Source organism: Ruminococcus sp. AF17-12 (genome assembly GCF_003479245.1).
GTDB lineage: Bacteria > Bacillota > Clostridia > Lachnospirales > Lachnospiraceae > Blautia_A > Blautia_A fusiformis.
This window is the reverse complement of record NZ_QUGY01000007.1, coordinates 52288-66809: the sequence shown is the minus strand read 5'-3', so window position 1 is coordinate 66809 and position 14522 is coordinate 52288. Positions and strand designations below refer to the sequence as shown.

The following is a 14522-nucleotide window of genomic DNA, read 5'->3' as shown; positions in this document are numbered from 1 at the left end:
CATAGGAGTTACTCTGATAAAATTGGAAAAAACGGAAAGGGGACATCAGAAAATGAACGAAAAAGTCGTAAATGCGGCCCTTCTTGGTCTCGGAACAGTAGGGACCGGTGTATATAAAGTGATCAAAAGCCAGGAGCAGGAAATGACAGCTAAGCTTGGATGCCAGGTAAAGATCACAAAGATCCTGGTGCGTAACCTTGAGAAAGCATCCGGGAAGGTAGATGATCCTTCTGTTCTTACAACGGACTGGGCAGATATTGAGGGAGATCCTTCCATTGATATTGTGATCGAGCTGATCGGTGGAATCGAGCCGGCACGTACTTATATCCTTGCAGCACTGAAAGCCGGCAAGAACGTTGTAACTGCAAATAAGGATCTGATCGCAGTCCACGGAAAAGAGATCCTGGAAACTGCCAGGGCAGCACAGAAGGATTTTCTGTTTGAGGCAGCAGTTGCCGGAGGAATCCCGATCATCAGCCCGTTGAAGAACAGTCTTGAGGCCAACCATGTAACGGAAGTTATGGGAATCGTAAACGGAACTACGAACTTTATCCTTACCAAGATGTCCCAGGAAGGAATGGAATTTTCAGATGCACTTGCGCTTGCTACAGAGCTTGGATATGCAGAGGCGGATCCTACTGCAGATATCGAAGGAATTGATGCAGGAAGAAAGGTTGCCATCCTTGCATCAGTTGCCTTCAATTCCAGAGTTACCCTTGATAATGTTCATATAGAAGGAATCACAAAGATCACGGCAAAGGATATCCGTTACGCAAAAGAAATGGGCTGCGAGATCAAGCTTCTGGGTGTTGCACGCTGTCAGGAGGACGGCGTTGAGGCCTATGTCTGCCCGATGCTGATCCCGGCAGAGCATCCCCTTGCATCCGTCAATGATTCTTATAATGCAGTTTTTGTACACGGAGATGCAGTAGGAGATACCATGTTCTATGGACGTGGAGCAGGTGAGCTTCCTACAGCAAGTGCGGTCGCCGGTGATGTATTTGAGGTAGTTCGTAATATGAAGGCAGATTGCTGCGGAAGAGTAGGCTGCACCTGCTATAAGACACTTCCGGTAAAAGATATGGCAGATACCCATAACCGCTATTTCCTCCGCCTGCAGGTAGAGGACCGCTGCGGTGTGCTGGCTGAGATCCTGGAGCATTTTGCAAAATATCAGGCAAGCGTGGCACAGATCATGCAGAAAGAAAGCAAGAGACCGGATACTGCAGAGGTTGTTGTGATCACTAAACTTGTAAGTGAGGGCGCTTTCTTTAAGGTCAAGGAAGAGCTGGAAAATAGCGCATCTGTAAGAAAGATTTCTTCTATGATCCGTGTATACCAGAAATAATATCTTTCGCGTAAATTTACAGATCAGCCGCATTAGTTGTCAGGAAATTGGAAACAGACAAATTTTTGTCAAAGAAAACGTTGCAAAATTTCTGGATTTTGGTACTATATAAAATGGAAAACAAAAGAATCCTGAATGGTACAGAGGGTTTCAGAATCATTGAAGAGCTGTGCCGGACAGATTTTCGATCAAAGATAAGAAGGGGAAAATTATGAGCAAAAAACCAACAGTTTTAATGATCCTTGATGGATACGGACTCAATGACAGACATGACGGAAATGCTGTATATGAGGCAAAAACACCGGTTATGGACGGACTCATGAAAGATTATCCGTTTGTAAAAGGCAATGCCAGCGGTCTTGCGGTAGGTCTTCCGGACGGACAGATGGGTAACTCCGAGGTTGGTCATATGAACATGGGCGCAGGCCGTATCGTATACCAGGAGCTTACAAGAATCACAAAAGAGATCCAGGACGGCGATTTCTTCAAGAATGAGGCACTTCTTGCTGCTATGAAGAACGCAAAAGACAATGATTCCGCGATCCATTTTATGGGACTTCTTTCTGACGGTGGCGTACACAGCCACAATACACATCTCTATGGACTTCTTGAGATGGCAAAGAGAGAGGGACTTAAGAAAGTTTACGTACACTGCTTCCTGGATGGACGTGACACACCGCCTGCATCCGGTAAAGAGTTTGTAGAGCAGCTGGAAGCCAAAATGAAAGAGATCGGCGTTGGTGAGATCGGTGTGATCTCCGGACGTTATTATGCAATGGATCGTGATAACCGCTGGGATCGTGTTGAGCTTGCATATAAAGCTCTTACACAGGGCGAAGGCGTAAAGGGAACAGATGCTGCAGCAGCAGTTCAGGCTTCCTATGATGCTGACAAGACAGATGAATTTGTGCTTCCGACTGTTATCGAGAAAGACGGCAAACCGGTTGCAACTATTTCCGATAAGGATTCCGTTGTATTCTTCAACTTCCGTCCGGACCGTGCAAGAGAGATCACAAGAGCTTTCTGTGATGACGATTTTAAGGGCTTTGAGAGAGCAAAGAGACTGGATACCACATTCGTATGCTTCACAGAGTATGATGATACCATCCAGAATAAGCTGGTAGCATTCCACAAGGTTCTTCTTCACAATACCTTCGGTGAGTACCTTGCAGCTCACGATATGACACAGGCACGTATCGCCGAGACAGAGAAATATGCACATGTTACATTCTTCTTCAACGGTGGTGTTGAGGAGCCAAACAAAGGAGAGGACAGAATCCTTGTAAAATCCCCGAAGGTTCCGACCTACGATATGCAGCCGGAGATGAGCGCACCGGAGGTTTGTGAAAAGCTTGTAGAGGCGATCAAGTCTGACAAGTATGATGTGATCATCATCAACTTTGCTAACCCGGATATGGTTGGCCATACAGGTGTTGAGGCAGCTGCGATCAAGGCTGTTGAGACTGTTGATGCGTGTGTCGGTAAGGCTGTAGAGGCGATCAAAGAGGTTGACGGACAGCTCTTTATCTGCGCTGACCATGGTAACGCAGAGCAGCTTGTAAATTATGAAACAGGTGAGCCATGGACAGCTCATACAACTAACCCGGTACCGTTTATCCTTGTAAACGCAGATCCGAAATACACACTTCGTGAGAACGGATGTCTTGCAGATATCGTTCCGACTCTGATCCAGCTTATGGGTATGGAGCAGCCGAAGGAAATGACAGGAGAGTCTCTTCTTGTTGAGAAATAAATAAGTTTCACGGAATCCCGGCAGATTTTTACGGATCTGCCGGGTTTTTTTATCCGATCGTTCCTGCTTCCACACATGAAAAAAATTTTCAAAATCATCTTGTAAAATCATTCCATTTCAACTATAATCCCTCTGATACATAAAAACAGGTAACTTTTGATTAACTGTAAAGTTACAGAAAGAATAATAAAAAGAATAACAAAAAGCAGCACAAAGTTTATGAACGATCAAATTAAATGGGGGGAAGGAAGATTTCATGAAAACAGACATGACGCAGGGAAAACCGGTAAAAGTGCTCCTGGGATTTACGATCCCGGTATTTATCGGTAATGTATTTCAGCAGTTCTACAATATGGTAGATGCGGTGGTTGTAGGAAAATTTGTAGGAACAAAGGCACTGGCGGCAGTTGGCTCAACAGGAACTATCATCTTTTTGATCATAGGCTTTCTTCTGGGACTTACTGCCGGTTTTACCGTACTGACTGCACAGAAGTACGGTGCGGGAAAAATGGATGAGATGCGTCAGACCGTGGGAAATGCACTGATCCTGACAGCGCTGATCTCGGCAGTGATGACAGCAGTCAGCATGACAGGTATGCATGCACTTCTGAAATTTATGCACACGCCGGATGATATTTTCAAGGATGCATATGCTTACGTTATGATCATCTGCGGAGGGATTTTTGCCCAGGCATTATATAATATCCTGGCCAGTATTCTTCGTGCACTGGGAAACAGTAAGGTACCACTGTATTTTCTGATCTTGTCTGCAATGCTGAATATTGTGCTTGACCTTGTATTTATCATCGTGTTTAAACTGGGAGCACCTGGAGCAGCCTGGGCTACCATTATTTCTCAGGGAGTTTCAGGAGTCTTATGTCTGGTATATATCTGGAAGTTTGTGCCGGAGCTCCGTATGAAAAAAGAAGACTGGTATTTCAGACGTAACCTCGCAGCCAAGCAGATCGGTGTGGGAATCCCAATGGGACTGCAGTATTCTATCACGGCGATCGGAACCATGATGGTACAGTCCGCCTTAAATATGCTTGGCTCCTATGCGGTGGCGGCGTTTACAGCAGGAAGTAAGATCGAGCAGATCTTCACCCAGGCATTTGTGGCACAGGGAACTGCCAGCGCTACCTACAATGCACAGAATATCGGAGCCGGAAAGCTTGAGAGAGTGCGGGAAGGTTTTCGAGCTTCGCATTTTATAGGAATTGTATATTCTGTTGTTGTTGGTGGTTTTCTGTTCTTTGCGGGAAAATATTTCGCATATCTGTTTATCTCAGACAACATTGGAGAAGTACTTCCTATGGTAGCAATCTATGTAAAATGTGTGGCATTGTTTTTTATTCCTCTGTATTTTGTCAATGTGCTGCGAAACGGGATCCAGGGAATGGGCTATGGTCTTCTTCCTATGATGGCCGGTGTGGCTGAGCTTGCAGGAAGAGGGATCACCGCTACCATTGCGGCCGGAAAAAGCAGCTATATCGGTACCTGTCTTGCAAGTCCGGTGGCCTGGATCTTTGCGACGGTGCTCCTTTGGGTAATGTACTTCTATGTTATGAAAGATATGGCGCGGAAGCTGTACGGTACAAATAAGTTATAAAAAAAACATGAAATGAGATGCAATTTCTGGAAAGTATGATATAATGAAAAGGCTGGTGAGTAAGACCAGAAAGTATCAATGGAAAGGTGCCTTTTTGAAGGCACATGAACATAGAGGTGGATAAATATGAGCAACGATGAAAAGAGGGATATCGAGGACAGGATCAATGATGCCATGGCAAAGATCGTCAGTGATACTGTAGGAGAGCCTCATCCTGAAAATAAAAAAGACAGATCAGCTGCTCACAAGTCGGCAAGACCTTCGAAATCAGCAAGGCCAAGGAAAATCACCTACGTACCTATCGATGAATCTGAATTTGAACCTATCGTTATACCCGAAAAGAAAAAGCATAAGGCACTGAAGGTGACCGGAATGATCGCTGCCATGGTTTTTGTAGTGGTGGGCTGTGCATATGCAGGATTATCCTATTATTACACCAGTCATTTCTTTGAGGGCACAACGATCAACGGGATTGACAGCTCCAACAGGACTGCATATGAGGTGGAGCAGGAAATCGCAAAAAAAATGGAAGGCTATTCCATCCAGGTAAAGGCCAGAAATCAGGATACGCAGACCATAGAGGGAGCGGATATTGATTATCGTTATATATCCAGTGGTGAAGTTCTGAAGCTTCTGAAAGAGCAGAAGCCCTACGAATGGGTGAAAGGATTTTTTGAAAAGACGACTTACACGGCCAGTGAGCAGACTGCTTTTGACAAGTTAAAGCTGGAGACAGAAGTGAAAGGACTGAATTGTGCCCGGAAAGAGAATCAGGTAGCACCGGAGAACGCGTACGTAAGCTTTAATGATTCCGAATTTACGATCGTGCCGGATACAGAGGGAAGTCAGCTGAAGGTAAAAGAAGCCTATCAGATGATCAGTGATGCTATCAGCAGCGATGAAGGTGAAGTAGATCTTGGCAGTAACCCGGATGCTTATGTGAAGGCAGATGTGACCAGTGACAATGCAGATCTGCAGGCAACGGTGGATGCATATAATAACTTTGCGAGGGCAAGCATCACCTACACATTTGGAGATGAGACAGTAACACTTGATGGAAGCACCATCAAAAACTGGCTGCAGTTTGGCGAAAAGGGGCAGCTGATCCAGGATGATGCATCCTTCAAACAGCATATCGTGGATTATGTGGCACAGCTTGCTGCGGATCATGATACAGTAGGTACAGAGCGTCAGTTCCAGACAACAAGCGGAAGAACTGTTTCGGTTTCCGGTTCTGCATATGGCTGGAAAATCGATCAGGACGGAGAGGTGGCACAGCTTACCCAGGAGATCCAGTCCGGGGCTCAGACGACCAGAGAGCCGGTTTATTCCATGAGAGCCAATTCTTATGGTGTGAATGATCTGGGAAATACCTACATTGAAGTGGACCTTACAGAACAGTATATGTGGTATTATCAGGATGGAAATGTGATCTTTGAATCAGATATCGTATCCGGACTTGCAAGTGATCCGGAGAGAAAAACACCTCCTGGAATCTTCACCTTGTACTATAAGAAGAGCCCGGATGTGCTCCGTGGCACCAAGAAAGCAGACGGAACCTATTCCTATGAACAGCCGGTAACCTACTGGATGCCGTTTAACGGAGGCATTGGATTCCATGATGCAGACTGGCAGCCGTATTTTGGAGGCGACCGGTATCTGACCGGAGGTTCCCACGGCTGTATCAATATGCCACCGGATAAAGCGGGAGAGCTTTACAACATTATCCAGTATAATGTACCGATCGTCTGTTTCTATTGATCGGATCTGTAATCAAAAAACAAACAGGAGCCAGCCGGTGATCCGGTGTGTGGCTCCTGTTCTTTAGCAGGAGGAAAATATTATGTTTGATCAGTCATTCAGCTTTATACTTACAATCGCAGCACTGGTAGTAGGCTTTATGCTTTTTACCGGACACGGTTCCATTTTTATGAAAGGCGGAAACACACAGGCCAGAAACCAGAAGTATGATGAGAAAAAAATGGAAAAGGCTTCAGGAATCTGTCTGATACTTATCGGAGTGGCTACAGGAGTTGACGCATTCACCACAAGTGTAGCAGCAAAGATCGCCTATGTAGTAATTCTGTTTGTGATACTTGTGGTATTTCTGTTTGTACTCAGAACAAAATGTATCAAAAAATGATCAAAAATATCAGAACTCCCCGTGAAACGGTAACCTGTCTGATCAGGCTCCGGTATTTGCGGGGAGTTTTTCTGTCTGTATTTATTTTAATTTCGTTCGGCTGGTCTGTCGGAATGTCAGAGTAAAGATGATTCCCTTTACGATGGAAGTAAGGGAAAGTGCCCACCAGATACCATTAAGTCCCATTCCTGCATGAGTCAGCAGCATGGCAAGCGGGATTCTGGCCCCTGTCAGGATAATACTGATGATACTGCAGAGCTTGGTCATACCAAGGCCGGACAGTGCACCGATGGTCATCAGCTCAATGGCCATGAAAGCCTCACAGAAGCCGATGATGATCAGGTAATTTACAGAAATCCCAAGGGATTCCGGATCATGGAAAAATAAACCGGAGATCGGGCGTGGGAGCAGCACAAAGGCTGCAGTTATGATAAGGCCCCAGATTGTCAGGATACCAAAGGAAATACGGTAGCCATGGCGGATGCGGTCGTATTTTTTTGCACCGAAATTCTGTGCGGTAAAAGCATTTAAGGCAGAGGCAAAGCCGTCCGCGGTGTTCCAGGAAACGGATTCGATCTGTCCGCCCACACGCTGGACAGCAATGGCAGCAGCACCGAAGGCGGAAACCATTCTGGTCAGTACCATGGAGATCATACAGTAGATCATGCTCTGGATAGCGGTTGGAAAACCAATGCGGAAGATATTTTTATAAAATTTTCCCGGAAAACGTGAAAAAAGATGAAGTTCACGAAGTACATTTGGTTCCAGCCCGGAAGTAAAGATCCGGAAAAACAGCACTGCAAAAACCAGGAACTGTGCAGTTACTGTGGCAATGGCAGCACCTACCGTTTCAAGCCGTGGAAAAGGTCCAATGCCAAGGATCAGGAGCGGATCCAGGAACATATTTCCCACAAGTCCAAGAAAATTGGCCATCAGCGGAGACCTGGAGTCTCCCTGGGCTGTAAAAAGTCCGGTGAGAGTCAGGTTCAGGAAGGAAAAAATGATCAGTCCGCAGGTGATCAGCATATAAGATCTGGCAGAAGAATATGCTTCCGGGTCTGTCAGATTAAAAAATCCGATCAGAGGATCAAGAAATATAATACTTGCTGCAGCAAATAAAAGACCGAACAGAATGGTCATCTGCAGGGCACTGGCCGCGTAGGAACGTGCCTCTTTATAATCCTTCCGGCCGCAGGACTGTGCTGTGTTTACCTGTCCGCCCATTCGCGGAAGGGCTACCAGTCCCTGGGAAAGCCACACATACATGCCGCCCACACCGACACCGGCAACTGCCTTGGAGCCCAGAAGTCCGATCCAGGCCATATCTGTGATATTATAGGCAGTTCCAAGAAGGGAAGATGCCATGATTGGCAGAGCAAGCTCTGAAAGCGTTTTCAAGATCGGACCGGAAGTAAGGTCTATGGATTTTGATCTTTTCATACTCATCTGCATATCTCCGTAAGGTCAAAAGGCCTGGTGATCCGGTAATCCGGTTTATCCACCTGCCCGAAACCGTATTCGGCAAAGATAAAAGGAACTCCTGCTTTCCGGCAGGCATTAAAGTCTCCTAAGGTATCACCGATATAAACCGGATCGGATAGATTATTGTCCTCGCGGATCTTCATGATATTTTCCGCTTTGGCCATGCCGGTGTCACCGGGACAGAGATGGCCCTTGAAATAGTGTCCGAAGCCTGTGGATTTCAGGAACACTTCAATATATCCGGCCTGGCAGTTACTGACGATAAAAAGAGGAAAACGGCTGGAAAGAATCTTCAGTGTTTCCTCAAGATCCGGATACAGCGGAGCACATTTGCGAAGCAGTGCCTCGTGCTCTGCCTGGCAGCAGCCGTCGATGATACGAAGCTGTTCTGCTTCCGGAAGCTCAGGGAAAAGAGCCCTTGCGATATCCGGCAGCAGCTGGCCAAAAAGCCCCATCAGTCGTTTGGCGCTTACATCGGTATCCATGTGCTCCGTATGGATAAGGTAATCGCTCCAGGCCTCAGCTACGATCCCAGTGGAATCCCAGAGCGTACCGTCAACATCAAAAATAATACTGTCCATCAGAAAAACCTCCCCAAAAACTATGATATGTAAAAAATGCAACCCTTTGTACCGGACATAGTACAAAAACAAGTTACTGTTCATTCCATTCTCAGTAACATCAAAACAATTCTATATGAGAAAAGAAAAAAAAGCAACTGCGCTTTTGAAGATTTTATGTTATAGTAAAGGTTACGAGGGAAAAACTATGAATTATAAGAATACGATCAGAGGTATATTCAAAGACAGACCTAACCGTTTTATCGCTCATGTGCAGATCGGGGATCAGTTGGAAACGGTCCATGTGAAGAATACAGGCAGATGCCGGGAGCTTCTTGTTCCGGAAGCAGAAGTGATCCTGGAAAAGAGTGATAATCCTGCCAGGAAAACGAAATACGATCTGATCAGTGTGAACAAGGAGGGCCGCTGGATCAATATGGATTCCCAGGCCCCAAATAAAGCAGCAGAAGAGTGGGTGGCAGCCGGAAATCTTTTTCCGGAGAAAGTGACTGTCAGGAGAGAAAAGACGTATGGAAACTCCCGTTTTGACCTGTATGTGGAATCCGGGAAGCGAAAGGCTTTTATCGAGGTAAAAGGCGTTACCCTGGAAGAAAATAATATCGTGCGCTTTCCGGACGCACCTACAGAACGGGGGATCAAGCATCTCTGTGAGCTTATGCATGCAGCAGCTGACGGCTATGAGGCGTATCTTCTTCTGGTGATCCAGATGAAGGATGTAAGATATTTTGAACCAAACTGGGAGACACATCCGGAATTCGGAGAAACACTTAAGGCGGCAGCAGATGCCGGTGTCCACATCCTGGCCTATGACTGTGCCATCACGGAAGATTCCATAAAGATCTGTGATCCGATACCGGTAAGATTATAGAAAGGAAACGATATGCCTGAAAACATTGCAGAACCCCTTCTGAAATGGTACGATAAAAACAAAAGGATCCTGCCCTGGAGAGATAAAGACAATGCCTATTATACCTGGGTATCTGAGATCATGCTCCAGCAGACCCGAGTGGAAGCTGTGAAACCTTATTTTCAGCGCTTTATCCGGGAACTTCCGGATGTAGCAGCCCTTGCGGCGGCGCCGGAAGAGAAGATCATCAAGCTGTGGGAAGGCCTTGGCTATTACAGCCGTGTACGCAACATGCAGAAAGCGGCTGTTCATGTCATGGAAGAATATGGAGGCAGGATCCCTGAGGATTTTGAGACACTTCTCTCGTTAAAAGGAATAGGAAGATATACGGCAGGTGCCATTGCGTCCATTGCCTACGGAAAGAAAGTCCCTGCAGTAGATGGAAATGTGCTGCGGGTATACGCAAGACTCACCGAAAACCGTGGAGATATCATGAAACAGTCTGTACGGAAATCGGTGGAAAATGACCTTACAGAGCAGATGTCAGAGGACAGACCCGGGGATTTCAACCAGGCTATGATGGAGCTGGGAGCTGTAGTCTGTGTTCCAAACGGAAAAGCAAAGTGCGAAGAATGTCCGCTGGGGCATTTCTGCCTTGCCAGAAAGCATGGCACTGTAGAAGAACTTCCCGTAAAAGCACCAAAAAAATCCCGAACGACAGAACAGAGAACAGTCCTTGTGATCCAGGACGGAGCAGGCACAGCAATCCGTAAACGTCCGGATACAGGACTTCTGGCAGGCCTTTATGAGCTTCCAAATGTGGAAGGCCATCTGACGGAGAATGCAGCACTTGCCCGGGTAAAAGCCATGGGGCTGGAACCACTGCGGATCGAAGCACTGCCAGATGCGAAGCACATTTTTTCCCATATTGAATGGAGGATGTGTGCTTATCGCATCGCTGTATCCTCTCTGGAAGAAGCACCGCAAAGGGAGTTTCTGTTTGTGGATAAGAGTGAATCCGATAAAAAATATGCAATACCATCTGCGTTTCGCGCATACACCAGATATATGAAGGAGGAAAACACATGAAACTTTTGAGCGTAGCAATACCATGCTATAATTCAGAGGCTTATATGTCAAAATGCATCAATTCCCTGCTGATCGCAGGAGAGGAAGTGGAGATCATCATTGTAGATGATGGCTCCAGTGACCGTACTGCCGAGATCGCAGACGATTATGCCGAGAAATATCCAACTATTGTAAAAGTCATACATCAGGAAAATGGCGGCCATGGACAGGCAGTCAACACAGGAATCAAAAACGCAACAGGACTTTATTTCAAGGTTGTGGACAGTGATGACTGGGTAAATCAGGACGCCTATTATGAGGTCCTGAAAACACTTTATGAACTGACACGTGGGGCTGAGACTGTGGATCTTCTCATCAGTAATTTCGTTTATGAGAAGCAGGGAGCTACCCGCAAAAAGGTCATGCAGTACAGACACTGTTTTCCGACAAACCAGATTTTCGGATGGGATGAGGTACGCCACATGAAAAAAGGCCAGTATCTCCTTATGCATTCCATGATATACCGTACAAAACTTCTCCATGACTGTGGAATGGAGCTTCCGAAGCATACGTTCTACGTAGATAACCTGTTTGCGTTTGAGCCGCTTCCCTATGTGAAAAATCTCTATTATCTGGATGTGAATTTCTATCGGTATTTTATTGGAAGAGATGATCAGTCTGTCAATGAGAAAGTGATGATCAAGCGTATCGATCAGCAGATCCGTGTAAACAAACTGATGGTGGACGCTTATCTGAAGGCTAATGTGAGCAACCGCAGACTTCGTGCTTATATGTTCAGCTATCTGGATATCATCACAACCGTTTCTTCGATCATGCTGGTAAGAGCTGCAACGCAGGAATGCCTGGATAAAAAACAGGAGCTGCAGGATTACATCAAGGACCAGAATATGGGACTGTATCGGAAGCTTCGGAGAAGTCTCTTCGGAAGAGTGTCCAATCTTCCCGGAAGAGGTGGAAGAAAGATGTTTGTGGCAGCATATAAGATCTGTCAGAAGTTTTATGGATTTAATTAAAAAAAGCCCCCAACGGGGCTTTTTTTATAAATTCTGTTCCGGCTTCTTCTTACGCATACGGGATAGGGAGCGCTGTTCCTCGTAGTCATCCACTCTCTGTGGATAGAACAGGAGATGGCCGAACAGTGCCAGTGTGGTACCAAGGCATACATCGATCACAGAATGCTGCTTGATAAACATGGTGGACAGGATGATCAGAACTGAAAGGATCAGAGCTCCTCGCCGGAGCCATTTCCTGTCTTTTAGTGCCTGGCAGTGATGAATGGCAAAATAAACAGCCAGGGAATTAAATACATGGATACTTGGCAGGATATTGGTGGGAGTATCTGTCCGATAGATCTCAGCCACCAGTCGTGTAAAGATGTTGCTTCTGGGGAATACTGCAGGACGGAGATGCTGAACGTTCGGATAGATGTAGGAAACAACAAGGAAAACCGTCATTCCCATCATCAGGTTGAAGATCAGCTGGAAATATTCCTTTTTATTCTTATTGTGAAACAGGAAATACACAACCGTCATTATCACATATGGAAACCACAAAAGGTACGGAATAATAAAAATCTCGCAGAACGGGATCATATCATCAAAAACAGTATGTACAACATGGTAGGCTCGTACAGGCCGGTGCTCCAGATATCCAAACAGGATAAGATAGGCAACGAAATAGATCGCTATGATAAAACCGTGCCTGTATTTTTTTATCTTACTCAACATTTTGCCGCTCCTTTTCTTGAGGTATGGCTGATGTCAGCCTTAAGCTTCTTTTTTGTTAAGTATCTACCTGCTACTATAACACAGGCATTATGATTTTTAAAGGTTTCTTTTCAATGGTCACAGAAAATTCACGCTGGATTCCGCCGGATTCTCCGTCTTTATGCACAGGAAGGGAATGGGCACTTGTAATATGTACGTTCCTGCACTGTAAAATATGTACACCGCGAATGCGGGTATGTTTTCCCCAGAGAGCGCTCGGCAGGCAGAACAGCATTTTCAGCTTGGAGATTCCTTCAATAACGATCACATCCAGTAAACCATCCTCCGGACTGGCGTTCGGACAGAATTTAAAGCCTCCGCCTTCATATTTCTGGTTCATTACAGCCGCAAACCAGGTCCTGCTGAAGGTTTGTGGCTTGTTCCCGTCAAGCGTTAACGTGATCGGGGACGGGGTGAGGAAAAGAAATTGTTTCAGTGCCACCATAAGGTAAATGAGTTTACCCATATGGAGACGGTTGAGAAATTTTTTGCCAGGTGTGATCAGAACTTCCTGACAGATTGCTGCATCGTAGCCTATTCCTGCACTGATGCCGAAACGGTAGGAATGGCTGCCAAGATGTAGTACAGGAACATCCATGGAAATGGTCCGTCTGTTTTCAAGGATAGAGCGAAGCGCTTCAAAAGGATCAAAGGGCAGGCCCATACTGCGGCAGAAATCGTTGCCGGACCCGACCGGAATAAATCCAAAAACAACCGAAGACAGATCAATGATCCCGGTAAGTACTTCGTAAATAGTGCCGTCACCACCTACAGTTACCAGAGTTACCGGATCCTCCGGTGTTCCGGCGGCACTGATCCTCTGTGCCAGTACTGTGGCGTGTCCCACATATTCTGTGAGAAAATACTGATATGAGATCCCCTGACTTTCCATGATGCTGCGAAGCCGGTTCCAGACATTACGCCCCTCACCGGATCTTGAATTGGGATTCACAATAAAAGAATACATAATAAAAAACCTCCAAACAACTCTCTGCTTTATCATAACATTGACGTTTGGCTTTTACAAATTAAAATTTCTTAAGGATTTCTATATTTTACATAAACTTAACCTTTTTTCTATGCTGGATTTTACGAATGCACCTTATACTTGCACGTATCAGATGAAAAATGAAGCTGGAGGAAAATTATGATATATCTTGTGGAAGATGATGAAAGTATCCGTGAACTTGTTGTATATACATTAAACAGTCAGGGACTGGAGGCACAGGGTTTTGAAAGGCCGTCACTTTTCTGGAAAGCGCTGGAAAAAGAACTGCCTTCACTGGTGCTTCTGGACATTATGCTTCCGGAGGAAGACGGACTGTCTATTTTAAAAAAAATCCGTATCCGTCCGGATGTACGGAAACTTCCGGTGATCATGCTTACTGCAAAAGGAAGCGAGTTTGATACCGTGGTAGGTCTGGACAGCGGTGCAGATGATTATATTCCGAAGCCATTTCGTATGATGGAGCTGATCTCCAGGGTACGTGCCCTTCTTCGGAGATCAGAGGACAATGGCGCAGAGGAGTATCGTATGGAAAATCTTTATGTATGTCCGGGAAGACATGAGGTAACTGTTGATCAGGAGCCTGTGAATCTGACACTGAAAGAATACGAGATGCTTTGTCTCCTTCTGAAAAACAGTGGTACGGTTCTTTCCAGAACACAGCTTTTAAATCAGATCTGGGGATATGAATTCGACGGAGAAAGCAGAACCGTAGATGTACATATCCGTACCCTTCGCCAGAAGCTTGGCCCGGCAGGAGATCTGGTGGAAACAGTTCGTGGAGTGGGCTATAAGATCAGCGGAAAATGTGCATGAACAGCTGCTGAGAATAATATGAAATTAAAGAGCATTTCGACGGAAAAAGGCTTCGGCCCTTTTCTGGACGAAGTGCTTTTTT

General features: G+C 45.7%; 13 protein-coding genes. 9 read left to right on the top strand and 4 right to left on the bottom strand.

What is annotated here, in order from left to right; all coding sequences use genetic code 11:
• The first annotated feature begins 52 nt into the window (after positions 1-52).
• The 5 genes from DWW77_RS09330 (at position 53) to DWW77_RS09310 (ending at position 6853) form a co-directional block, all read left to right on the top strand.
• Positions 53-1348 carry a homoserine dehydrogenase gene (locus DWW77_RS09330; protein ID WP_118513128.1) on the top strand — a complete coding sequence of 432 codons (1296 nt, stop codon included), beginning with the start codon at positions 53-55 and terminating at the stop codon, positions 1346-1348.
• 211 nt (positions 1349-1559) lie between these two features.
• The gene (gpmI, locus tag DWW77_RS09325) at positions 1560-3101 is read left to right on the top strand and encodes a 2,3-bisphosphoglycerate-independent phosphoglycerate mutase (RefSeq protein ID WP_118513054.1); all 1542 of its coding nucleotides are present in this window, start codon (positions 1560-1562) and stop codon (positions 3099-3101) included.
• Positions 3102-3357: 256 nt separating this feature from the next.
• Complete coding sequence (locus DWW77_RS09320) at positions 3358-4710, top strand: MATE family efflux transporter (RefSeq protein ID WP_118513055.1); 1353 nt, start codon at positions 3358-3360, stop codon at positions 4708-4710.
• 126 nt (positions 4711-4836) lie between these two features.
• Positions 4837-6471, top strand: coding sequence for a L,D-transpeptidase family protein (locus tag DWW77_RS09315; protein WP_243119085.1), 1635 nt, complete (start codon positions 4837-4839; stop codon positions 6469-6471).
• Between the two features lie 82 nt (positions 6472-6553).
• On the top strand, positions 6554-6853 hold the full coding sequence (locus DWW77_RS09310; protein ID WP_118608580.1) for a DUF3784 domain-containing protein: 300 nt from the start codon (positions 6554-6556) through the stop codon (positions 6851-6853).
• Positions 6854-6934: 81 nt separating this feature from the next.
• On the opposite strand, the gene DWW77_RS09305 is transcribed toward DWW77_RS09310, so the two are convergent.
• Both DWW77_RS09305 and DWW77_RS09300 read right to left on the bottom strand, forming a co-directional pair.
• Positions 6935-8299, bottom strand: a complete 1365-nt coding sequence (locus DWW77_RS09305) for an MATE family efflux transporter (RefSeq protein ID WP_118608579.1) — start codon at positions 8297-8299, stop codon at positions 6935-6937.
• Positions 8296-8916: an HAD family hydrolase gene (locus DWW77_RS09300; RefSeq protein ID WP_118513058.1), complete on the bottom strand. Its 621-nt coding sequence runs from the start codon at positions 8914-8916 to the stop codon at positions 8296-8298. The genes DWW77_RS09305 and DWW77_RS09300 overlap by 4 nt, the downstream gene beginning before the upstream one ends.
• A gap of 187 nt (positions 8917-9103) precedes the next feature.
• Between DWW77_RS09300 and sfsA the strand changes: the two genes are divergently transcribed.
• From sfsA to DWW77_RS09285, 3 genes are read left to right on the top strand one after another with little or no spacing between them, the layout of a single operon-like run.
• The gene (gene sfsA, locus DWW77_RS18320; protein ID WP_118608578.1) at positions 9104-9784 is read left to right on the top strand and encodes a DNA/RNA nuclease SfsA; all 681 of its coding nucleotides are present in this window, start codon (positions 9104-9106) and stop codon (positions 9782-9784) included.
• A 12-nt stretch (positions 9785-9796) separates the two neighbouring features.
• Complete coding sequence (mutY, locus tag DWW77_RS18315) at positions 9797-10852, top strand: A/G-specific adenine glycosylase (protein ID WP_118608577.1); 1056 nt, start codon at positions 9797-9799, stop codon at positions 10850-10852.
• A complete protein-coding gene (locus DWW77_RS09285) occupies positions 10849-11865 on the top strand; it encodes a glycosyltransferase family 2 protein (protein WP_118608576.1) in 1017 nt (338 codons plus the stop codon). The genes mutY and DWW77_RS09285 overlap by 4 nt, the downstream gene beginning before the upstream one ends.
• Before the next feature lie 24 nt (positions 11866-11889).
• On the opposite strand, the gene DWW77_RS09280 is transcribed toward DWW77_RS09285, so the two are convergent.
• On the bottom strand, positions 11890-12579 hold the full coding sequence (locus DWW77_RS09280) for a phosphatase PAP2 family protein (RefSeq protein WP_118608575.1): 690 nt from the start codon (positions 12577-12579) through the stop codon (positions 11890-11892).
• 73 nt (positions 12580-12652) lie between these two features.
• Positions 12653-13585 (bottom strand): diacylglycerol/lipid kinase family protein, encoded by a 933-nt coding sequence (locus tag DWW77_RS09275; RefSeq protein WP_118513063.1) that lies wholly within the window; start codon positions 13583-13585, stop codon positions 12653-12655.
• A 180-nt stretch (positions 13586-13765) separates the two neighbouring features.
• Here DWW77_RS09275 and DWW77_RS09270 point away from each other — a divergent pair, with 180 nt between their 5' ends.
• Positions 13766-14440 carry a response regulator transcription factor gene (locus DWW77_RS09270; protein ID WP_021652293.1) on the top strand — a complete coding sequence of 225 codons (675 nt, stop codon included), beginning with the start codon at positions 13766-13768 and terminating at the stop codon, positions 14438-14440.
• The last annotated feature ends 82 nt before the right edge of the window (positions 14441-14522 follow it).